Source organism: Bacillus vallismortis (genome assembly GCF_004116955.1).
GTDB lineage: Bacteria > Bacillota > Bacilli > Bacillales > Bacillaceae > Bacillus > Bacillus vallismortis.
In genome coordinates, this window is the sequence record NZ_CP026362.1 from 1854431 (window position 1) to 1876869 (window position 22439).

21 protein-coding genes and 1 riboswitch are annotated in these 22439 nt (G+C 46.1%); of the genes, 1 reads left to right on the forward strand and 20 read right to left on the reverse strand.

Features of this window, described 5'->3' with window-relative positions; all coding sequences use genetic code 11:
- Positions 1 to 15 precede the first annotated feature (15 nt).
- The 5 genes from rpoZ to BV11031_RS10130 all read right to left on the reverse strand — a co-directional run bounded on the left by rpoZ (position 16) and on the right by BV11031_RS10130 (position 4821).
- A complete protein-coding gene (rpoZ, locus tag BV11031_RS10110; protein WP_003221520.1) occupies positions 16 to 219 on the reverse strand; it encodes a DNA-directed RNA polymerase subunit omega in 204 nt (67 codons plus the stop codon).
- A 2-nt stretch (positions 220 to 221) separates the two neighbouring features.
- Positions 222 to 836: a guanylate kinase gene (gene gmk, locus BV11031_RS10115; RefSeq protein ID WP_010327898.1), complete on the reverse strand. Its 615-nt coding sequence runs from the start codon at positions 834 to 836 to the stop codon at positions 222 to 224.
- 7 nt (positions 837 to 843) lie between these two features.
- Complete coding sequence (remA, locus tag BV11031_RS10120; protein ID WP_003154355.1) at positions 844 to 1113, reverse strand: extracellular matrix/biofilm regulator RemA; 270 nt, start codon at positions 1111 to 1113, stop codon at positions 844 to 846.
- A gap of 76 nt (positions 1114 to 1189) precedes the next feature.
- Complete coding sequence (locus BV11031_RS10125) at positions 1190 to 2065, reverse strand: YicC/YloC family endoribonuclease (protein WP_010327899.1); 876 nt, start codon at positions 2063 to 2065, stop codon at positions 1190 to 1192.
- A gap of 83 nt (positions 2066 to 2148) precedes the next feature.
- Complete coding sequence (locus BV11031_RS10130) at positions 2149 to 4821, reverse strand: calcium-translocating P-type ATPase, SERCA-type (RefSeq protein ID WP_010327900.1); 2673 nt, start codon at positions 4819 to 4821, stop codon at positions 2149 to 2151.
- A gap of 121 nt (positions 4822 to 4942) precedes the next feature.
- On the opposite strand from BV11031_RS10130, the gene rqcH reads away from it, so the two are divergent.
- The gene (gene rqcH / locus BV11031_RS10135) at positions 4943 to 6655 is read left to right on the forward strand and encodes a tRNA modification protein RqcH (RefSeq protein WP_010327901.1); all 1713 of its coding nucleotides are present in this window, start codon (positions 4943 to 4945) and stop codon (positions 6653 to 6655) included.
- 38 nt (positions 6656 to 6693) lie between these two features.
- Here the strand turns inward: rqcH and sirC are convergent, their stop codons facing one another.
- The 15 genes from sirC to BV11031_RS10210 form a co-directional block, all read right to left on the reverse strand.
- On the reverse strand, positions 6694 to 7182 hold the full coding sequence (gene sirC / locus BV11031_RS10140; RefSeq protein ID WP_010327902.1) for a precorrin-2 dehydrogenase: 489 nt from the start codon (positions 7180 to 7182) through the stop codon (positions 6694 to 6696).
- A complete protein-coding gene (gene sirB / locus BV11031_RS10145; RefSeq protein WP_010327903.1) occupies positions 7163 to 7948 on the reverse strand; it encodes a sirohydrochlorin chelatase in 786 nt (261 codons plus the stop codon). The genes sirC and sirB overlap by 20 nt, the downstream gene beginning before the upstream one ends.
- A gap of 2 nt (positions 7949 to 7950) precedes the next feature.
- Positions 7951 to 8724 (reverse strand): uroporphyrinogen-III C-methyltransferase, encoded by a 774-nt coding sequence (gene cobA, locus BV11031_RS10150; RefSeq protein WP_010327904.1) that lies wholly within the window; start codon positions 8722 to 8724, stop codon positions 7951 to 7953.
- Positions 8725 to 8822: 98 nt separating this feature from the next.
- A complete protein-coding gene (gene cysC, locus BV11031_RS10155; RefSeq protein WP_010327905.1) occupies positions 8823 to 9416 on the reverse strand; it encodes an adenylyl-sulfate kinase in 594 nt (197 codons plus the stop codon).
- A gap of 12 nt (positions 9417 to 9428) precedes the next feature.
- Complete coding sequence (sat, locus tag BV11031_RS10160; RefSeq protein ID WP_010327906.1) at positions 9429 to 10577, reverse strand: sulfate adenylyltransferase; 1149 nt, start codon at positions 10575 to 10577, stop codon at positions 9429 to 9431.
- 48 nt (positions 10578 to 10625) lie between these two features.
- Positions 10626 to 11690 (reverse strand): sulfate permease, encoded by a 1065-nt coding sequence (cysP, locus tag BV11031_RS10165; protein ID WP_010327907.1) that lies wholly within the window; start codon positions 11688 to 11690, stop codon positions 10626 to 10628.
- Positions 11691 to 11701: 11 nt separating this feature from the next.
- Positions 11702 to 12403: a phosphoadenylyl-sulfate reductase gene (locus tag BV11031_RS10170; RefSeq protein ID WP_010327908.1), complete on the reverse strand. Its 702-nt coding sequence runs from the start codon at positions 12401 to 12403 to the stop codon at positions 11702 to 11704.
- A 160-nt stretch (positions 12404 to 12563) separates the two neighbouring features.
- Positions 12564 to 12669, reverse strand: a riboswitch (SAM riboswitch).
- Positions 12670 to 12813: 144 nt separating this feature from the next.
- Positions 12814 to 13446 (reverse strand): orotate phosphoribosyltransferase, encoded by a 633-nt coding sequence (pyrE, locus tag BV11031_RS10175; protein ID WP_010327910.1) that lies wholly within the window; start codon positions 13444 to 13446, stop codon positions 12814 to 12816.
- Complete coding sequence (gene pyrF / locus BV11031_RS10180; RefSeq protein ID WP_010327911.1) at positions 13443 to 14162, reverse strand: orotidine-5'-phosphate decarboxylase; 720 nt, start codon at positions 14160 to 14162, stop codon at positions 13443 to 13445. The genes pyrE and pyrF overlap by 4 nt, the downstream gene beginning before the upstream one ends.
- Positions 14131 to 15066, reverse strand: a complete 936-nt coding sequence (locus tag BV11031_RS10185) for a dihydroorotate dehydrogenase (protein WP_010327912.1) — start codon at positions 15064 to 15066, stop codon at positions 14131 to 14133. Before BV11031_RS10185 ends, pyrF begins: the two co-directional genes overlap by 32 nt.
- Positions 15066 to 15836, reverse strand: a complete 771-nt coding sequence (gene pyrK / locus BV11031_RS10190) for a dihydroorotate oxidase B electron transfer subunit (RefSeq protein WP_010327913.1) — start codon at positions 15834 to 15836, stop codon at positions 15066 to 15068. The genes BV11031_RS10185 and pyrK overlap by 1 nt, the downstream gene beginning before the upstream one ends.
- Complete coding sequence (gene carB / locus BV11031_RS10195) at positions 15833 to 19048, reverse strand: carbamoyl-phosphate synthase (glutamine-hydrolyzing) large subunit (RefSeq protein WP_010327914.1); 3216 nt, start codon at positions 19046 to 19048, stop codon at positions 15833 to 15835. Before carB ends, pyrK begins: the two co-directional genes overlap by 4 nt.
- On the reverse strand, positions 19033 to 20127 hold the full coding sequence (locus tag BV11031_RS10200; protein ID WP_010327915.1) for a carbamoyl phosphate synthase small subunit: 1095 nt from the start codon (positions 20125 to 20127) through the stop codon (positions 19033 to 19035). The genes carB and BV11031_RS10200 overlap by 16 nt, the downstream gene beginning before the upstream one ends.
- Positions 20124 to 21410: a dihydroorotase gene (locus tag BV11031_RS10205; RefSeq protein ID WP_010327916.1), complete on the reverse strand. Its 1287-nt coding sequence runs from the start codon at positions 21408 to 21410 to the stop codon at positions 20124 to 20126. Before BV11031_RS10205 ends, BV11031_RS10200 begins: the two co-directional genes overlap by 4 nt.
- Positions 21394 to 22308, reverse strand: a complete 915-nt coding sequence (locus tag BV11031_RS10210; RefSeq protein WP_010327917.1) for an aspartate carbamoyltransferase catalytic subunit — start codon at positions 22306 to 22308, stop codon at positions 21394 to 21396. The genes BV11031_RS10205 and BV11031_RS10210 overlap by 17 nt, the downstream gene beginning before the upstream one ends.
- Positions 22309 to 22439 lie beyond the last annotated feature (131 nt).

Genomic DNA, 22439 nt, shown 5'->3' on the forward strand with positions numbered 1-22439 from the left:
TTGCTACTTGTGCTACTATTCGCGGTCTTCCTTTTCAAACGAAAGCAGGCCTGCATCAATTTCTTCTAAAGCTTTGCCTACATATTTGTGTGAAATCGTATGTTCAATCATTTGGTCTTTTTTGATTTGCATTTCACGCGCGCGTCTCGCAGAAACAGTGACGAGCGTATATTTGGAATCTAATTTATTCATTAATGAGTCAATTGACGGATCTAACATCGTTATTCAACCTCCAGCATTTTCTTATATCTTGGTGCAACGCGCTCACGCTTCAAATGTTCAGCGAGAACGATTGCTTTGATCTTATCGCATGCCTTTTCTACATTATCGTTTTCAACGACATAATCATAAGCATCCATCATTTCGATCTCAGCTTTTGCGGCTTTCATTCGATTTTCAATCAGAGCGTCTGTTTCCGTACCCCGTGTCACGATTCTGTTCTTCAGTTCAGAAAGGCTTGGAGGCGCAAGGAAAATAAACAGTCCTTCCGGGAAAGCATTTCTCACTTGAAGAGCGCCTTGAACTTCGATTTCTAAAAAGACGTCTTTTCCGTCTTGAAGCGTCTGTTCAACATAATCGACAGGCGTGCCGTAATAATTGCCGACATATTCTGCCCATTCGAGCAGCTTGTTGTCTGCAATCATTTGCTCGAATTCTTCTCTCGTTTTGAAAAAATAATCGACTCCGTTCACTTCGCCCTCTCGCGGACTTCTTGTTGTTACTGAGATCGAATATTCAAATTTTGTGTCTTCCTGCGAAAAGATCGCTTGCCGAACCGTTCCTTTACCAACTCCTGAGGGACCTGAGAGAACGATTAATAACCCTCTTTCTTTCATGCGGCAACTATCCCTGCCCTTCATCCATAATTTCTTCTTTAACAGAAAGTCTGTGTGCAACTGTCTCAGGCTGGACGGCAGATAAGATAATGTGGTCACTATCCATGACGACAACTGCACGGGTTCTTCGTCCGTATGTAGCGTCTATAAGCATTCCGCGGTCTCTTGCATCCTGGATCATCCGTTTGATTGGCGCAGACTCCGGGCTGACAATCGAAATCATCCGATTGGCGGAGATAATATTGCCAAATCCGATATTAATCAGTTTAATCGTCATCTTCTACGTTCCCCCTGTAAAATAGACGTCTCTAGTTTAGCCTAGTAAGACCGTCTGTAAACAATACGCACAGTCACTATTCTATATTTTGCACTTGTTCTTTTATTTTTTCAATAGAACTTTTCATTTCGACGACAAGCTTTGTGATCTGGTGATCATTTGCTTTTGAGCCGATTGTATTCGCTTCCCGATTCAGCTCCTGAACGAGAAAGTCGAGTTTGCGCCCGACAGCTCCGCCTTCAGCTAATATATCACGAAACTGGGCGAAGTGGCTCTTCAGCCTGGTAATCTCTTCAGTGATATCCGAGCGGTCTGCAAAAATAGCGCATTCTGTTACAAGCCGGCACTCGTCTAACACGTCTTCAGTCCATTCTTTTATTCTGGCGTACAGCCGTTCCCGGTAACGGGATACGACGTCTGCTGCAAGCAATTCGGTTTCATTCACCAGCTCTTCAAGCTGGTCAATATGCATCAGGCAGTCTTTTGCTAAAAGCAGCCCCTCTTTTTCACGCATTGCACAGAGCCCTTTTACCGCTTTCTCTGCAGCAGCGATGATTAATGCCTCCAGCCTGTCGTTTTGCGTCTGTTCTTCATGAATCTGAACGACATGATCAAGCTTGAAGAAATCCATTACATCAGGCTCTGCAGCCAATTGATACCGCTTCTTCATATCTCCCGCAGCTGCGACGAACTCATCGAGCAGCGCCCAATCAATTTCAAGCCTTTTCTCAACAAGCATATCGCTGTCAACGGTTACGAAAAGCTCAATTCGTCCGCGCTGGATATGCTCCAGAATCGTCTGTTTCAGCTTATCTTCAACATATAGCAAAGGCCTTGGCAAACGAGCGTTCACTTCTTTAAACCTGTAGTTCACAGATTTAAGTTCAACGCTTACAGAGAGATCATCTTGTGTTTTGCTTGCACTGCCGAAGCCTGTCATACTTCGTATCATTTTAAAACACCCAATTCTTCCCTGGTTCTCATAATAAAAGGGCAATAGACATGCTATTACCCCTAAGATTATATCATATGAATTTATTTTTTTCTTGTCAAAAGTGACCCAGCCAGCAAAAAAGTAGGAATGGCGGACATGCCGATGACGAGCATCCAGTCCCCCGGCGTGATAGCAACGGTATGGAAAATCGGCTGAAGCGGCGCATAGTAGATCACAACAAGCATCAGCAAAATGGATGATAATACCGCACCGATTAAGTACATATTTTGAAACGGATTTCTGGAAAAAACAGATGTCTCGCTTCGACAGTCAAAAACGTGAATCAGCTGAGCCAGCACCAAAGTGGCAAACGCGATCGTCTGGGCATAAGCCAAATTCTCCGGATTTCGGTGATATACAATGACGAACGCTAAAATGGTGGCAGCTCCGATCAAAAATCCTCTGGAGACGACCTTCCATCCAAGCTTGCGGGCAAACACCCCTTCTTTCGGGTGGCGCGGCTTCCGCCTCATCACATCTCCTTCCGGCTGATCCATGCCAAGCGCCATTGCCGGCAATCCGTCCGTCACCAAGTTGACCCATAAAATCTGAATCGGCACGAGCGGCAAAGGGAGGGCAAGCAGCATCGCAAACAGCATGACAAGGATTTCTCCGACGTTAGAAGCCAACAGGTACCTGATAAACTTTCTGATATTTTCATAGATGTTTCTGCCCTCTTTTATCGCAGATTTGATCGTCGCAAAATTATCATCCACGAGAACAAGGGATGACGCTTCCTTGGCCACATCTGTCCCGGTAATGCCCATAGCCACTCCGATGTCAGCTTGTTTAATGGCAGGGGCGTCATTGACGCCGTCTCCGGTCATCGCCACAATATGCCCGTTTTCCTGGAAAGCTTTCACGATTTTCAATTTATGCTCAGGAGAAACGCGGGCAAATACATAAACATCCTCCACGACATTTGAAAGCTCTTCTTGAGAAAGTTCATTCAGCATGTTACCGTCCATGATTTTGCCGCTTTTCGGAAGGAGGCGCAAGTCTTTGGCTATCGCTTTAGCAGTCTCCACATGATCGCCTGTAATCATGACGGTCTTGATACCCGCTTCACGACATTCTTTAATTGCCTGTCTGACTTCCGGCCGCGGCGGATCAATGATGCCCGAAAGACCGAGCAACGTCAAATCTTTTTCCGCCTGCTCCATAGACGGTGTTTCACCTGTTTTTATCGGCCTGTAAGCAATTGCTATCGTTCTGAGCGCCTGGGATGCCAAATGTCTTAACACCGACTCTGTTTCTGCTTTTCTCTCATTAGTAAAAAGCGCCGCTGAGCCGTCATAATAAATACGGGAAGAGCGTTGCATCAGCACATCCGGTGCACCTTTTGTGATGATATACCGCTTTCTGTCCTGATCTTCTACAATGACAGTCATCATTTTCCGTGCAGAGTCAAACGGAAACTCTTCAATCACCCGATAATGAGATTCAACAAACTCCTTAGAAAAACCGCCTTTTCTTGCCGCGGTGAGCAGCGCCCCCTCCGTCGGATCTCCATCAAGCACATATTCACCGTCTCTTTTCTCAATATTGGAGTTGTTACACAACGCTCCGAACAGCAAAATCTGCTGAAGCGGCATATGCTCATTGACACTGACCTCTTTTTCGTTCAGTGTAAAGCTTCCTTGCGGTTCATAGCCGGCCCCTGTCACTCTCCATGTTTTCCCCCCGGACCAGACATGTGTTACTGTCATTTTGTTTTGCGTCAATGTCCCTGTTTTGTCTGAACAAATAATAGACGCACATCCAAGTGTTTCTACAGCAGGAAGCTTTCTTACGATTGATTTTTGCTTAATCATCCGCTGCACGCCAAGTGATAACGCCGCTGTCACAATTGCCGGGAGCCCCTCCGGAATAGCAGCTACCGCTAACGATACACCCGCTAAAAACATAGTGTACAAGTCATGCCCCTGAAGAACACCGACAGCAACGACAAGCACCGTCAGCAGCAACGCAACAACAATTAAAATCTTCCCGAGTTGCTCCAGCCTTCTTTGCAGCGGTGTTGACAGTGTCCCTGCCGATTCAAGCATGTCGGCAATTTTCCCCATTGCCGTATTCATTCCTGTGCCTACAACGACCCCCACACCGCTGCCGCGTGTCACAATCGTTCCCATAAAAGCCATATTCGTAATATCGCCGAGCGAAACATCCGGTTTTTTTAATTTATCGGCATGCTTTACAACCGGGATTGATTCCCCGGTCAGGGCTGATTCTTCTATTTCAAGGCTTTTCGCTTCGACAATTCGAACGTCCGCGCCAATCCTGTCACCGCTCGTAAATTTCACAATATCACCCGGCACAAGGTCTTTAGAAGGGATCTTTATCCAGCTCCCCTCCCTAAGCGCCATGACATGCGGTGTCGAAAGCTCTTTTAGAGCCTGAAGAGATTGCTCAGCACGCCTTTCTTGAAAGAAACCGAGTATGCCATTCACAAGCACAATCGCAATAATCGCAACCGCGTCTACATATTCACCAAGAAATCCTGAGATTAACGTGGCAGCCAAAAGCACAAGCACCATAAAATCTTTGAACTGCGCGAAGAACAAGAGAAGCGCTGATGTTTTTTTCCCTTCTTGCAGCTCGTTTGGCCCATGCTTATCGAGGCGTTTTTTCACCTCTTTTTCTGTTAATCCTTGTTTCATGGACGTATTGGTTGCCTCTAGTAAATCTGTTTGTTCCATTTCATGAAACTTCATTCGCCTCGTCCACTCCCCTGCTCTCTTATAGAGATATCACTCTATAAGCATGCTTATTCTGACTCGTCCCATTTCATGCTATAATTATCGAATGCAGGAAGAATGAGAGGGTGTATTGCATATGTCGTTTGATGGCATGTTTACATACGGAATGACACACGAACTTAACGAGAAAATGTTGGGCGGACGAATTACGAAAGTCCACCAGCCATATAAGCACGAAGTGGTCCTCCACATTCGCGCGAATGGAAAAAACCAAAAACTATTATTATCGGCACACCCGAGCTATTCACGGGTGCACATCACGACGCAAGCCTATGAAAACCCAAGTGAACCGCCAATGTTCTGCATGCTGCTGAGAAAGCATATCGAAGGCGGGTTTATTGAAAAAATTGAACAGGCGGGCCTAGACCGCATTATGATTTTTCATATCAAAAGCCGGAACGAAATTGGCGACGAAACTGTCCGAAAGCTTTATGTAGAAATTATGGGACGCCACAGCAATATCATTTTGACAGACGGAGCGGAAAATATGATCATCGACGGGCTAAAGCATTTATCGCCTTCAATGAACAGCTACCGTACAGTACTGCCCGGCCAAGATTATAAACTTCCGCCGGCCCAGAACAAAATCTCGCCGCTAGAGGCGTCAGAAGACGATATGTTACGTCATCTCAATTTTCAAGAAGGACGGCTTGAAAAACAAATTGTCGAGCACTTTTCAGGTGTATCACCGCTCTTTGCCAAAGAAGCGGTTCACAGGGCGGGCCTTGCCAACAAAGTCACATTACCAAAAGCATTGCTGGAGCTTTTTGCCGAAGTAAAAGAGCACCGCTTCATTCCCAACATTACAACTGTAAACGGTAAGGAATATTTTTATCTGCTGGAGCTGACTCATCTCAAGGGCGAAGCGCGCCGTTTTGATTCATTAAGCGAGCTGCTCGACCGTTTTTATTTCGGCAAAGCTGAACGAGACCGCGTCAAACAGCAGGCACAAGATCTTGAGCGATTTGTTGTCAATGAAAGGAAGAAGAATGCCAACAAAATCAAAAAGTTGGAAAAAACGCTGGAGTATTCGGAAAACGCGAAGGAATTTCAGCTATATGGCGAGCTTTTAACCGCTAATCTCTATATGCTGAAAAAAGGTGATAAACAGGCTGAGGTCATGAACTATTACGATGAAGAAAGTCCGACAATTACAATTCCTTTAAACCCGAATAAAACACCTTCTGAAAATGCACAAGCCTACTTCACGAAGTATCAGAAAGCGAAAAATTCGGTCGCGGTTGTCGAAGAACAAATCAGGCTTGCACAGGAAGAGATCGAATACTTTGATCAGCTGATTCAGCAGCTTTCGTCCGCTTCTCCTCGAGATATTAGCGAAATCAGAGAGGAGCTTGTGGAGGGCAAATATTTGCGCCCTAAGCAGCAAAAAGGGCAGAAAAAACAAAAACCTCACAACCCGGTTATAGAGACCTATGAATCCTCATCAGGCTTGACGATATTAGTAGGGAAAAACAACCGCCAAAATGAGTATGTAACGACCAGAGCGGCAGCCAGAGAGGATATTTGGCTTCACACGAAAGATATTCCAGGCTCTCACGTTGTGATCAGAAGCAGCGAACCGGATGAGCAAACAATCATTGAAGCTGCGACAATTGCTGCTTATTTTTCAAAAGCTAAAGATTCGAGTTCAGTGCCTGTAGATTATACGAAAATCAGGCATGTCAAAAAACCGAGCGGCGCGAAGCCCGGCTTCGTCACCTATGACAGCCAGCATACCGTCTTTGTCACACCTGATGCTGATACTGTCATTAAGCTGAAAAAAAGCTGAGACGCATAAAGAAAAGCCAGAGCATTGTTTGCTCTGGCTTATTTCTTTCTTCTCAGCTGATAGAGTCTGTCAACTTCAGCGACAAAATCGCCGTCAATCAGCTTATTCACCTGTTCAGCCAGCTCCTTTGTATGCTTTGGACTGGCTCCGTTTGTAGAAACAGATACCGTGACATGCCCTCTTTTTACGATTTTTGGCATGTATACATCGCCAAGCTCAGCATCACTGACACAATTGACAAGCTGAAGAGGCGAAGCGGTTTGAGCAATTTCTTTGTTTACTGCCGCATTATCCGTGGCAGCAATGATCAAAAAAGCATCGAGATAATCTTCTTTTTTAATCGTACGGCCGATCCATCTGATGAGGTGATTGGCGGCCATCTGCTTGATTTCAGGCTCAACATCCGGACTGACAAGCGTAATATCAGCTCCCTCAGAAAGCACCGTTTTCAGCCTTCTGAGCGCGATACTGCCGCCACCCGCAATGACAACCTTTTTCTTCTCCAGGCTAATGTGCAGCGGGAGCATATGAACCTCCGGCAAAATCAAATTTCCCCTCTGGATTTTCGGAAGTCTCTTTCACACGATTTAAAAATGCGTTTTTCACATGAGGGTGGAAACCGATATATGAAGAAAGGTGGACATTCGGATTATGAGACTTTAATTCCTGAACCTCTCGTTCGATTTCATTCATCAGCATACCTGTAAAGAGCAAATAAGGTACGATAAAGGTTGTCACGCCGTCAGCTTTTTTAAGTTCTGAAAAAACCTCTTTGTAATTCGGGCCGCATGCTGTCAAAAAGCACGGGATGACTTCCTTGACAGGAATCATCTTTTGAAGAAGATTGGCAATACCGGTTACGTCTCTTTTTACAGCGGGATCTGAACTTCCCCTCCCGATGAGCACGACTCTGGCATTTTCATACGGAACACCTATGTCCTTCATTCGGTGATATACGGCCTTGACCACTTCTTCATCAATCCCGATCGGCTTTCCGTATGAAACACGGATCGAAGGATATCGGGATGCAACACGCGCAATTTCTTCCGGAATATCCTGTTTTGCATGTGCAGCTGTTAAAAGAAGCAGAGGCACCACTGCGATATGAGTGGCGCCTTGTTTCACACATGCTTCAAACCCAGTCTCAATTGTCGGCTCCTGAAGCTCTAAAAAACTGATTTCCTGTACAGGTGCAGGGACGTGCGCCTTGCATCCTTCCAAAAAGGCCGCGGCTTCTTGCTGCGCCTTTTTTACCCGGCTGCCATGGCCGACATATAAAATGGCTTGTTTCATTTTTACAACGCCTCGCTTAAATCTTGTTTTTTTAGTTCAGATTCAAACCATTCCAGCTTATAGTGATAATTTACAACATTTCCAATGACAATTAAACTCGGATTTTTAATATCTTCTTTTATCACCGTTTCTGAAAGGGTATCAACTGTACAAAAAACAGATTTTTGCTTGTCCGTTGTTCCCCAGTGAATAAAGGCTGCCGGCGTAGATCCGCACCTGCCGTTTTCAAGGAGTTTTCTTTCAATCTGCTGCACGTTTTTGATACCCATATAGATAACAAGTGTATCAATTCCTGTGGACAGCGCTTTCCACTTTTCGTCAAAATCTTCTTCTTTTTTATAATGACCCGTTACAAAAGCGACGTTAGAGCCCGCATCTCGATGAGTAACAGGAATCCCCGCGTAAGCCGCTGCCGCAATTCCTGATGTAATGCCAGGGATGATTTCAAACGGAATTCCGTTGTCAGAGAGGCATTCCGCTTCTTCTCCCCCTCTGCCGAACACAAAAGGGTCTCCGCCTTTCAATCTGACAACGATTTTCCCTTTTTGCGCATACTTCACAAGAAATCGATTAATGGTTTCCTGCTTCATCGTATGAAAATCTGGAAGCTTCCCGCAGTAGATCAGGTCTGCTTGCTCTTTGGCATATTGTAAAATTTCTTTATTTACTAATCTGTCATATAAGATGACATCAGCTTTTTCAATGGCTTTCAGTGCTTTAATTGTCAGCAGATCAGGGTCACCGGGACCCGCTCCTACAATATATACTTTCCCCATCGTATTTCCCCCGATCTATTCGAGTTCTTCCAGAAACATTCACTGTCATGTTGTTCTCGCTTGCATTCCGGCATCTGTAAAGAACACAGCAGATCATATTAGCTCAATTTTCGTTCAACAAACTCAATCAGCTGGTTTTTACAAGCTTCACGGTCATGCTGTCCTGAATCAAGAATGAGTTCCGGTGCTTCCGGCTCTTCATAAGGAGAATCAATTCCTGTGAAGAAAGGAATTTCCCCGTTTCTTGCTTTTTTGTAGAGCCCTTTCGGATCTCTTTGTTCACAAATATCGAGATCGCATTTAATGTATACCTCATTGAATTCGCCTGCTCCTACAAGCTGGCGAACCTGTTCCCTGTCCTCACGGAAAGGAGAGATAAAAGCAGTAATCACAATGGTGCCCTGCTGGACAAACAACTTCGCCACCTCTCCGATTCGGCGGATGTTTTCTTTTCGGTCTTCGTCAGAAAAACCAAGATCCTTATTTAAACCGTGCCGAATATTATCTCCGTCCAGAACAATGACTTGATAGCCCTGCTCAAACAGTTCTCTTGCAGCGGCATTGGCAATCGTTGATTTACCTGAACCGCTTAATCCTGTCAGCCAGAGAATGGAGCTTTTGTGCTTGTTTTTTTGTTGGTACTCTTCTTTTGTAATAGAGGCTTCATGCCATACGATATCGCGATTTGTCACTGCCAGTCCCCCTTAAAATACGCCTGCTTCTTCTTTTTTCTTCATTCCTCTGATCAATACTTCTACGACTTCTGCGCGGCTGAATTCAGCAGGCGGCAGCACACCGTCTCTCAACATGCCTCTCACCTTAGTGCCTGATAAAATGACGTGATGCTCTCTGCCGTGAGGGCAAGTTTTCGCTGTTCCCATATTTCCGCATTTTTTGCAGAAGAAGCTGTGCTCGAATTTTAGCGGTGTAATCCCGAGTTCTTCAGGTTTAAATGTGTCAAACAGCTCCTGCGCCTCATATGTTCCGTAATAATCGCCTACACCAGCATGGTCGCGCCCGACGATGAAATGCGTGCAGCCGTAGTTCTTTCTGACAAGCGCGTGGAAAATCGCTTCTCTCGGCCCTGCATAACGCATCGCTGCTAAGAAGACACCAAGGAACACGCGATCTTTCGGATAATAATTGTCAAGAAGCACTTGGTAGCTTTCCATCCGCACGTCAGCTGGGATGTCATCAGATTTCGTTTCACCTACCAGCGGGTTTAAAAACAAACCGTCTACTGTTTCAAGAGCGGTTTTTTGAATGTATTCATGTGCTCTGTGAACAGGATTTCTTGTTTGGAAACCGACAATTGTATTCCAGCCATTTTCTGCAAACTGGCGTCTAGTTTCTGCCGGTTCGAACGTAAATTCAGGGAACTGTTTTGAAGCTTTTTTAATCAATGTGATCGGTCCGCCCACATATGTATCGCCGCGGCTGAACAGCTTTTTAACACCCGGGTGTTTCTGATCGTCTGTTTTGTACACATTGACTGCTTCTTTTTGTTTGTCAGGCACGTACAGGTCTTCAATTTGTACCACGCCGTATGTTTCTCCTTCATACGTTAACTTTACCGTTTCACCGACTGACAGATCAGCTGCTTTTTGAGCGCTGACCGGGAGCGTGATCGGGAGAGACCAGACAACACCGGAAGAAAGTCGCATGTTTTCAACAACAGATACGTAATCTTCTTCATTAAAGAAGCCTTCGATCGGGCTGTACCCGCCGATTCCAATTAACTCTAAATCTGCAAAAGATATCAAATCAAGTTCAATTTCTTTTTGAATGCTGCTTATATCATATGATTCATCTACTCTGTTTACTAATGTTCCTCCGTGAGGTGCTAAGCTCATAATATCCACTTCCTCCTAGTTAACATATAAAAAAACTCAGATTAATAATCAGATTCCCCCGCCTTGTTCATGGACAGATCGCCTCTCTTTACGTATGGCCTTCGTCAGGCTGACGGCACCCACCGTCGCTAAGAGCACGCTTACCATGATAAAGATTGCATAATAATCCGCTTTTAAAAACAAGGATACGAGCATATAAGAAATCGATAAAGATAAAAACGGCGATACAATCCATACCTTCAGCATCGTTTGAACAACTTGTTTATGGAACACATTCGGACCGTTTTTTGCCATGCCTATTCCGATAATAGACGATGACGTGACTTGAGCCAAAGGCACCGGCATCCCAAATACAGAACTGATGATCACCAGTCCCGCTCCTGTACTGGATAAGAGAATGCCCTCTCCTTTTGAAAATCTCGTAATTTTCTTCCCGTTTGTTTCTAATACCCGCCGGCCTAATAACAGCGCGCCAAGTGCAACAAAAACCCCTCCGTACCAGGTTCCTTTCGCGACATCCAGCACACCGGCCGCAACTAACGGGCCAACGGCATTCGCCACGTTGTTCATGCCAGCAGAGAACGCTTCGAAAAATCCGGCACCTAACAACGCAATGCCAAGGATTTTTTGCTTTTTAGACGATTTCAATTCAATCTTAAAATAACGAAACAGCTTATACACGAAATATGTGAAACCGAAAGCGAACAGCGGGACAAAAATCCAAAACGACACAATGACCAGAAGGCTGTTCACAAACAATACCTTGTAAGCCACTCCCACGCCGACAACAGCGCCGACCGTTACTTCACTTGTCGACAAAGGAATGCCGAGCAGGTTAGCTGTAAAGAGTGACAGCGCAGCGGCTCCAATAATAATGCAAACAACCGTCAGTGTAATGGTCTGCTCAGGGATAATCCCAGAGCTGATGGTTTTTACAACCTCGCCCCCGCCAATGACCGCTCCAGCGAGCACACCGACTGCGCACAGAATTAAAGCGTATGTTTTCTCTTTGATGGCTCCAGAGCCGTAAGCAACTCCCATCGAAGCTGCAGCGCCGCTTGCACCAATATTCATCGCGAAAAACAAGCTAAATAAAATAGCGGCTAATTCCATTTTACAGCTCCTTATTCATGCAGTCCGCATTCTGTTTTCGCCATACCATTCCATCTTCCTGAGCGTAAATCCTCTGCAGTAAAAGCTGGAGCGGTACAAGGCGCGCAGCCAATACTTGGATATCCTTGGTCATGAAGCGGATTGTAGTCCAGCTCATTCCGGGATGTGTATCTCCAAATGTCTTTCCAAGTCCAGTGGATAAGCGGACATACTTTTACTGATTTGAATTTTTCATCTTTGTTTAAGAAATTCGTATTGGCACGACTCGGCCCTTGATCACGGCGCAGACCGGAAAGCCAGGCCGGATGTCCCGAAAGCGCCTCTCTTAAAGGAACGATCTTTCTGAGATAGCAGCATTGATTCGGTTCTCTCTCCCACAGTTTGTCGCCATATTCACCAGCTTGCTCCTCAAGCGTGAGATCTGGTTTTTTCAGGATGATATGAAGACCCGGGCAACGCTCTTTCACTCGTTCAATCGTTTCATAGGTTTCTTTAAAATGAAGTCCTGTATCAAGAAACACAATCTCTGCGTCTTTTTTCACTTTATAAATTAAATCAATCAGAACGATTCCCTCAATTCCGAAACTGCAGGCATAAACAAGCTGATTGCCGTAATGGCCGTATGCCCACTTTAAAACTGACAGCGCTCCTTTATAAGGATCGTCTTCCGGAAATGTAATCGTTGGCTCTTCCCAATTATCGTACGTTAACATTTCTTCTTTCCTCCTTTCGGAGACAAACAGTCGCTTTCTGCTGATTGCCTTTTTCCAATTGTAATGTCATGCGCGGCTGCGGTGATTGCCGCCATCCCTTCTTCCTCTTAAAATAAAAAACTTTCGATCCGGCGGAAAGAAAGACAAGAACAGCATGCAGCCCTTATCTTTCAAAATGGATTTCATTTTGCTGGAAGTAGCACCTTACAAACTGTGCAGGTTGCCGGGCTTCATAGGTCCAGTCCCTCAGCCGCTCTTGATAAGTTTTTAGATTTGTAGTAAATTTTAGCACAATTCTAACATAAGTCAACCCGACTTTTTTTATAGGATTAATAAAAAAACAGACCTCGGGGCCTGTTTTCAACTGCATCAAGGCTTTGAGGCCTCTGTGCATCTGCGAAATTTATTTGTTATTTTTTAAACCAATCTTTTGACTCGGGATTTCGTTTCCACGTTTTCAGCTTTTCTAAATCCCCTGAATGAATATTTCCGTTTTCAAGCGCGACCTGTGTGAGCGCATCATAATCAGTTAAAGAGTAGTATGGCAGTTCTGCCTTCTCAAACGCTTCCTGCGCTTGAGAAAGCCCGTACGTAAAGATTGAGACGACACCAAGCACTTCACAGCCAGCCGCTTGTAAAGCTGCCGCAGCTTCAAGCACGCTGCCTCCTGTAGAGATTAAGTCTTCAATGACGACCGTTTTTTGCCCCTTTTGCACGGCTCCCTCAATCTGATTGCCTTTTCCGTGCGCTTTCGGCTTGCTTCTCACATAACACATCGGAAGGTTCAAACGGTCAGCCGCCAGAGCAGCATGAGGAATACCGGCTGTCGCTGTACCCGCAATCATTTCAGCTTCAGGAAAATGCTCTTCGACAAGCTTGTGGATGCCTGAGGCCACATCATTTCTGACTTCCGGGAAAGATAGCGTAAGGCGGTTGTCACAGTAAATTGGCGATAAAATGCCGCTTGCCCATGTAAATGGCTCGTTCGGGCGTAAAAATACAGCTTGAATGTCTAATAAATGTTTTGCGATGGTTTGCTTCATGACTTGAATCCCTCCCATTCGAGTTTGACAGCTTCATAGGCTTTTACTGGGTTTTTCGCTTTTGTAATCGAGCGTCCTACTACAATTGCGGATGACCCTTTCTCTCTTGCAATTGCAGGTGTCGCTACGCGGATTTGGTCATTCGCAGCGTCTTCTGACAGCCTGATCCCTGGAGTGACAGTCAGAAATGAAGACGGCACCGCTTGGTAAATGGCTTTTGCTTCATGAACAGAGCAGACCACTCCATCCAATCCGCTTTCTTCTGTTAGTTTGCTGTAGTGGACGACCGTGTCAATCAAAGGCTTTTCGATCAGCAGTTCATCTTTCATGATTTGTTCAGATGTGCTTGTCAGCTGGGTTACCGCGATAAGGGAAGGGCGTTTTTTCCCGGATGGCGTCCCTTCTTCTAAGCCTTCCAGAGCTGCTTGCATCATTTTTTTGCCTCCGGCCGCATGAACATTGACGAGGTCTACCCCAAGAGCGGCTAAGCGCTTCATCGCTTTGTGCACAGTGGTCGGGATGTCATGAAGCTTTAAATCTAAAAACAGCTCGCACTCTCTTTCTTTTAGTTGTTTAACAATCGACGGCCCTTCTTGATAAAAAAGCTCCATTCCAACCTTTACAAATAACGGTTTTTGCTGAAAAGGCGCTAAGAACGCAAGTGTTTCTTCAGCTGATGCAAAATCAAGCGCGATGATGGGCAGGTCGTTTTTCATGGTTCCAGCTCCTTCCGATACATTCTTCAATTGATTCATAGCCGTATTGGCGCAATACAGATGGCAGCTGTTCAATCATGTCCGGGCATGCAAAAGGATTCACAAAGTTTGCCGTTCCGACAGCGACCGCGCTTGCTCCTGCGAGAAGAAACTCCAGTGCATCTTCTGCCGTCTGCACGCCTCCCATTCCGATAATCGGGATGTTGACAGCCTGGCTGACTTCATACACCATGCGAATGGCAACCGGCTTCACAGCAGGTCCGGAGAGCCCGCCTGTTTGATTCGCTAATATCGGCTTGCCTGATGTTAAATCAAGCCTCATGCCGATTAGTGTGTTAATCATCGTAAGACCGTCCGCTCCCGCCTCTTCGATCGCTGATGCAATTTCTGTGATATTTGCCACATTCGGAGAAAGCTTCACATAAACGGGCACATCTGAAACCTCTTTAACCGCTTTTGTCAAATCGGCAGCCATTTCCGGGTTCGTGCCAAAAGCGATTCCGCCTGTTTTCACATTCGGGCAGGAAATGTTCAACTCAAGTGCATGAACGTTGGGCGCTTTACCGATATTCGCCGCGACCTGTACATAATCCTCGACTTTGGAACCTGCGACATTGGCGATGATCGGCGTATCAAACTGCTCAAGCCATGGCAGCTCATTTTGCAAAACGCTTTCCAGCCCCGGGTTTTGCAGACCGATCGCATTGAGCATTCCAGCGCCAGTCTCGGCTACCCTTGGGGTCGGATTCCCGAAGCGAGGCTCCTTTGTCGTCGCTTTGATCATAATGGCTCCGAGACAAGATAAATCATAAAAACGCGCAAACTCTTTTCCAAAACCGAAGCAGCCTGATGCAGGAATGATCGGATTTTTCAAATCAAGTCCCGGCAATTTCACCTCTAGCATTACAGCGCCACCTCCTGAGCTTTAAATACAGGTCCGTCGAGACATACTTTTACGTAGGATGTCTCACTTTCGTTTGTGTGGCACACACACGCGAAGCATGCCCCAATACCGCAACCCATTCGTTCCTCCATGGACAGGTAAACTTCTTTATGGGCATAATCCTGCTTTAACGCCTTCAGCATCGGTGTCGGCCCGCAACTAAGAAGAATATCAAACTCTAAGTTTTTCTGTTTTATCACATCTGTGACAAATCCGGTCTCCCCATAGCTTCCGTCAGCTGTTGCGACATATGTGTCCCCGTATTGCCGGCACTCTTCTTCGTAAAAAATATCCTTTGCCGATTGGAATCCTAACACGTGTATGACCTTTATCCCTTTTTCGTGCAAGCGTTTCGACAGCTCTTGGAGAGGCGGCACACCTACACCGCCTCCCACCAGCAAAGCCGTCTTTCCGGGTTGGACTTCATTGACAGGAAAGCCATTTCCCAATGGTCCGAGGACATCCACAAGTTCCCCTCGTTGCTTCAGAGATAAGAGTCTTGTCCCTTCCCCATCTACTCGATAAATGATGGTGACTTCATTTTTTTCAAAGTTGACGTCGGCGATGCTGATTGGCCTTCGCAAAAGAGGCGTAACCGCTTCGCTCACTTTAAGATGGAGGAACTGCCCCGGGGTTGTAAACCCTTGGACAAGTTCCCCTTTCAGAACCATTTGATACACCCGGTCTGCAATTTGCTGGTTAGAACATACTGTCAAATACGCTTTTTTCATATTGTGACTGCCGCCTCCTGATTTGTGTTGACTGCCGGCATTTGATCAGCACGGAATGTCATGCTTTCAAGCACTCGCAATATCGCTTCTGCCGTATCTAATGACGTCAAGCAGGCAACACCGTTTTCTACTGATTCACGTCTGATTCTAAATCCGTCTCTTGCCGGCTGCTTTCCTTTTGTCAGCGTATTGATGACAAACTGCGCTTCTCCGTTTCTGATCACATCAAGCAAGTTCGGGCCGTCCTGGCCGATTTTTCCGACGACCTTCGCTGGAATGGAGGCTTCTTTCAGATAACCTGCCGTTCCTTCCGTCGCTAAAATGTTGTAGCCGATCGCATGAAACCTCTTAGCGACAGCAAGCCCTTCTTCTTTGTCCTTATCAGCCACTGTTAAAAGCACGGAACCGTAGTTAGGGATTTGAATGCCTGAAGCAATCAACGCTTTATAGAGCGCTTTTTCAAGGGTGGAATCTTTCCCCATGACCTCACCAGTTGATTTCATTTCAGGGCCTAGCGTAATGTCCACTCTTCTCAGCTTAGCGAAGGAGAAGACCGGTGCTTTTACAAACACCCCTTGCTGTTCAGGCTGAAGGCCCTCGGCGTAGCCGAACGCAGCCAGTTTTTGGCCGAGAATGACTTTTGTGGCGAGGTTCGCCATTGGGATACCCGTAATTTTACTTAAGAACGGTACGGTTCTGCTTGATCTTGGATTGACTTCAAGCACGTACACTTCGCCTTGTGATAACACGAATTGGATATTGAGCAACCCGACAATGTTCAGCCCTTTGGCTAATGCGATCGTGTATTGTTCAATTTTTTTCTGAATGTCTTCTGTGAGAGACTGAGGCGGATAAACCGCGATTGAGTCTCCGGAGTGAACGCCCGCCCGTTCAATGTGCTCCATAATTCCCGGAATGACAACTGTTTCACCGTCAGATACTGCATCCACTTCAATTTCTTTCCCGGTTAAATATCTGTCAATTAATACAGGGTGCTGCGGATTGATTTTGACTGCGTTTTTCATGTAATGAAGCAGCTCTTCCTCATGATACACAATCTCCATCGCCCGGCCGCCAAGTACATAGGAAGGGCGCACCAATACCGGATAGCCGATGTTACTCGCGATGCTGACCGCCTGCTCAACTGATGTCGCTGTTTTGCCAAGCGGCTGCGGAACACCAAGAGCTCCAAGCGCTTGTTCAAATTTATCCCGGTCTTCCGCACGGTCTAAATCTTCTAATGAAGTCCCAAGGATGTTGACTCCGCGTGCAGAAAGCTCGTCTGCCAGGTTAATGGCAGTTTGTCCGCCAAACTGTACGACAACCCCCATTGGCTGTTCGAGATCAATGATGTGCATGACATCTTCAATCGTAAGCGGTTCAAAATACAGCTTGTCTGAGATGCTGAAGTCTGTTGAAACGGTTTCCGGGTTGTTATTGACAATAATGGCTTCATAGCCTGCCTGTTTAATCGCCCACACAGAGTGAACAGTTGCGTAGTCAAACTCAACACCCTGACCGATTCGAATCGGACCGGAACCAAGCACGATCACACTTTTCTTTTCTGTAACGACAGATTCATTTTCCTCTTCGTATGTGCTGTAAAAGTATGGCGTTTCTGATTCAAATTCCGCAGCACACGTATCTACCATTTTGAATACCGGCGCAATTTCCGCTTGCTTTCTTAAGCTATAAAGCTCCGATTCTTTCATTTTCCACTCACGGCTGATGTACTGATCAGAGAATCCGAGTTCTTTTGCCTGTCTCAACACATCCTTATCGCCCGCTTTTGCCTTCAGTTCTTTTTCAAACTGTACGATTCCGAACAGCTTATGCAGGAAGAAAACATCGATTGTGGAAAATTCATGGAGATCTTCTACCGTGTAGCCTCTTCTGTACGCTTCAGCTAAGTAGAATAAGCGTTCATCACCGGCCTTTTTAATTCGTTTTTCAAGAAGCTCATCTGAAATGTCAGCAGCGTCTTTCAATTCAAGATGATACACATCCGCTTCCAGTGAACGCACAGCCTTCAGCAGTGACTCTTCGAGCGTGCGGCCGATCGCCATGACCTCTCCTGTCGCTTTCATTTGCGTGCCGAGCTTTCTGTTTGCTGATTCAAACTTATCAAACGGCCAGCGCGGAATTTTGGAGACGACATAGTCAAGAGCCGGTTCAAATGCTGCATATGTTTTTCCTGTTACCGGATTCATCATTTCATCTAACGAAAGGCCGACGGCAATTTTAGCAGCAAGCTTCGCAATCGGATATCCCGTCGCTTTTGACGCAAGAGCGGATGAACGGCTGACACGCGGGTTTACCTCAATAATATAGTATTGGAAGCTGTCTGGATCTAAAGCGAGCTGTACGTTACACCCGCCTTCAATTCCAAGCGCGCGAATGAGTTTTAATGATACATTCCGCAAGAGCTGATATTCGCGATCGCTGAGCGTTTGGCTCGGCGCGACAACAATGCTGTCGCCAGTATGGATTCCGACCGGATCAATATTTTCCATATTACAAACGACAATGGCGTGGTCTTGGCTGTCTCTCATGACTTCATATTCGATTTCTTTATAGCCGGCGATGCTTTTTTCAAGCAGACATTGGTGAACCGGGCTTAATTTTAAGCCGTTCTCAACAATTTCTTTCAGCTCAGTTTCATTCGAGCAGATGCCGCCGCCTGTTCCGCCTAATGTATATGCCGGGCGGACAATGACAGGGAATCCAATTTGGCTGACGAAGGCTTCTGCTTCTTCCAGGGAGTGGATGATCTCACTTTCAGGCACCGGTTCATTCAGCTCATTCATCAGTGTTCTAAACAAGTCGCGGTCTTCAGCCTGCTGAATCGCAGACAGCTTCGTTCCAAGCACTTCGACGCCGCACTCTTCCAGCACGCCTCTTTCAGAAAGCTCAACCGCAAGATTCAAGCCGGTTTGGCCTCCAAGAGTAGGAAGAATCGCATCCGGTCGCTCTTTTCTGATGATTCGCGTCAGGAATTCAGGAGTGAGCGGTTCGATGTAAACCTTGTCAGCCATTTCTGTATCTGTCATGATCGTGGCAGGGTTTGAGTTGACAAGGATGACTTCATAGCCTTCTTCTTTCAACGCAAGGCAGGCTTGCGTTCCCGCATAGTCAAATTCTGCTGCTTGGCCGATGATGATCGGTCCAGACCCGATTACTAAAATTTTGTTAATGTCTACACGTTTTGGCATACCGCTTCCCCTTCTTTCTCTGTTGTTTCGATCATTTCGATGAATCTGTCAAATAGATGGTTGGCATCCTCAGGGCCTGGCGAAGCTTCGGGATGATATTGAACCGTAAATGCCGGTAATGTTTTATGCTTGAGCCCCTCAATCGTATCGTCGTTAATTGCGATATGTGTCACTTCCAGCTCTGTTTCGCTGATGGATGACACTGTATAGCCATGGTTTTGGGATGTTAAAGCTACTTTTCCGGTGGCCAGCTCTTTTACCGGATGGTTTGAGCCCCTGTGGCCGAATTTCATTTTTTCAGTATTCGCTCCGCACGCCAGCGCAAATAACTGGTGGCCGAGGCATATTCCGAATAATGGCACTTTTCCGAGAATACCTTTGATCATTTCAATCGCTTCAGGCACATCTTTCGGATCTCCAGGTCCATTAGAAAGCATGATGCCGTCCGGTTTCAGCTGAAGCACTTCTTCCGCTGTAATGTTGTAAGGCACAACAATAACGTCGCATTTCCGTTTGTTCAGCTCTCTAAGAATGCCGTGCTTCATGCCGAAGTCAACCAAGACGATACGCTTGCCTCTTCCCGGGCTCGGATATGCTGTTTTGGCTGATACTTGGGATACTTGATGTCTCGGGAGTTCAGTTTCAGTGAGCCTTTTCAGCACTGCTTCTATATCTTCATCTGGTGCAGCGAATGTTCCTTTCAGCGCGCCTGATGTGCGGATCATTCTTGTCAGTTTTCTTGTATCAATCCCCTGCAGTCCTGGAATGTTTTTCATTTTTAAATATTCGTCTAAAGTGTATGCGGAACGCCAGTTTGAAGGCAGTTCACACAATTCTTTGACGACCAGCCCTTTTACAAAAGGGGTAATGGATTCAAAATCATCACGGTTAATGCCGTAATTCCCAATAAGCGGATACGTTAATGTTACGATCTGCCCGCAGTAAGAAGGATCAGATAAAATTTCCTGATAACCTGTCATTCCCGTGTTAAAAACGACTTCTCCCATGCTGTGTTCTAAGCTTCCGAAGGCTTTTCCCTCGAATACCGCTCCGTTTTCCAGTACTAATCGTCTCTTCATTTGACAAGTCTCCCCTCTTCATAAGCAAGCTTCCCTGCCGCAATTGTGGCGACCGGCCAGCCGGTGCAGCTGATGCCGTTGAATGGTGTGTTTTTTCCTTTTGATAAAAATGTCTCTTTGTCGATCGCCGCTTCTTTTTCCAAATCAATTAACGTCATATCGGCAACTTGCCCCGTTTGTAATGTTCCGTATGGGAGACCGAACGCTTCGCATGGTTTGATTGTCATGTAGTCAATCAGCTGTTTCAGCGACCAGCTGCCATTTTTGACAAAGTGTGTGTAAAGAAGCGGGAATGCTGTTTCTAAACCGACAATTCCGAATGGCGCCAGCTTCATTTCTGTGTTTTTCTCTTCTTCTGTATGCGGCGCATGATCTGTTGCGATAAAATCAATTGTTCCATCTAAAAGACCCTCGATTAAAGCAGCTCTGTCTTCTGCGCTGCGAAGCGGAGGATTCATTTTATAATTTGTGTCAAGTCCTGGAATGTCCTCATCACAAAGGAGCAAATGATGCGGTGACACTTCTGCTGTCACTTTGATTCCCGCTTTTTTCGCATCACGCACGACCCTGACAGACTCTTTTGTGCTGATATGGCATACATGGTAATGGCAGCCTGCCGCCTCAGCCAGCAACACATCGCGGGCAATATGAACCGATTCACACACAGAAGGAATGCCGTTGAGCCCGTTTGCTTTTGAGAATGTTCCCTCATGCACACTTCCTCCGTAAATTAAGGAGTTGTCTTCGCAATGTGCAACAATCGCTTTGTCGATCGCAGCTGCCCGTTTCATCGCTTCATACATCATTCCTGCTGTCTGTATACCGACGCCGTCATCTGTAAAAGCAAATGCTCCGGCTTCTGTTAAAGCTTCAAAGTTTGTCATCTCATCACCGATTTGTCTGATCGTAATGGACGCATATGGAAGAACTCTGACACATGAGGTTTCTTTAATTCTGTTTTGCACCCATTCCATTTGCTCTTTCGTATCAGGAACCGGCCGCGTATTCGGCATTGCCGCCACAGTTGTATATCCGCCGCGCGCCGCTGCTTTTGCTCCGGTTTCAATGGTTTCTTTCTTCTCACCGCCCGGCTCTCTGAAGTGGACGTGGAGATCGACAAACCCAGGTGAAACGAGCAATCCGTTTGCATCAATGACCGTTTCTCCCTCCGCTGCATCAAGCTTGCCGACTTCGGAGATGATTTCTCCTGTCACTCGAATATCCGCTTCTGTTTTTTCACCATTTTCGTTAAGTATCCAGCCGTTTTTAATGAGATATGACATACGCTGCTTCTCCTCTTTTCACTTTGGTTTGTAAGGCACGCTGTATCACTGCCATTCTGATAAATACGCCGTTTTGCATTTGCTTGAAGATTCTTGATTTTTCGCTTTCTACTAAGCTGTCATCAATCTCCACTCCTCTGTTTACCGGAGCAGGATGCATAATGATCGCATGCTGCTTCATACGCTCAGCCCGTTCTACGGTCAAGCCGTATTTGTTTAAATAACCGTCTTGGCTACGAGCGGACTGATGTCTTTCATTTTGAATGCGCAGCAGCATCACGACATCGGAAGACTCAACTGCTTCATCCATTGAGACATATGTGCCGAATGTGTTTTCTTCATCTTGCCATTCCGAAGGACCGGAAAACAGTACGCGGGCACCCAGTCTTGCCAAAACCTCCGCATTCGACCTTGCCACTCTGCTGTGCTTGATATCGCCGTGAATGGAGACGGTAAGACCTTTGAATGTATTGAACTCTTCATAAATCGTCATGACATCAAGCAGTGATTGTGTCGGATGCTGGCCGCATCCGTCCCCGGCATTCAGAATCGGAATATTCACCTGGCTGGCAAGCTCTTTATAGTACTCATCTTCACTGTGCCTGATGACGCATACGTCCACACCGATTGATTCAAGCGTCCGGATGGTGTCATATAGGGTTTCGCCTTTTTGCACGCTTGTGCTTGTTCCATCAAGGTTCAGGACATTCATGCCCAGCTTTTTTTCCGCGACTTCGAAGCTAAACCGTGTTCTTGTGCTCGGTTCAAAAAACAGGTTCGCTGCAAATTTCCCCGCAAGCCAATTGTCTGTTTTTCCGCTTTTGAGATCGTGTGCTGTTTGAAGCAAATCTTTGATTTCCTCAGTGCTGAGTTCACTCATCGTCGTTAAATGCTTCATGTTCTTTCCCCTCTCATTTCAACTTTAAGGCTGAAAAAAACCCCGGTCTAAGATAGACTCGGGGTATGGTTAAATAGAGGGCAGCATTGAAGCTTCCTTCTCTTCATAACCCTTCCAAGCCTCTCTGGACT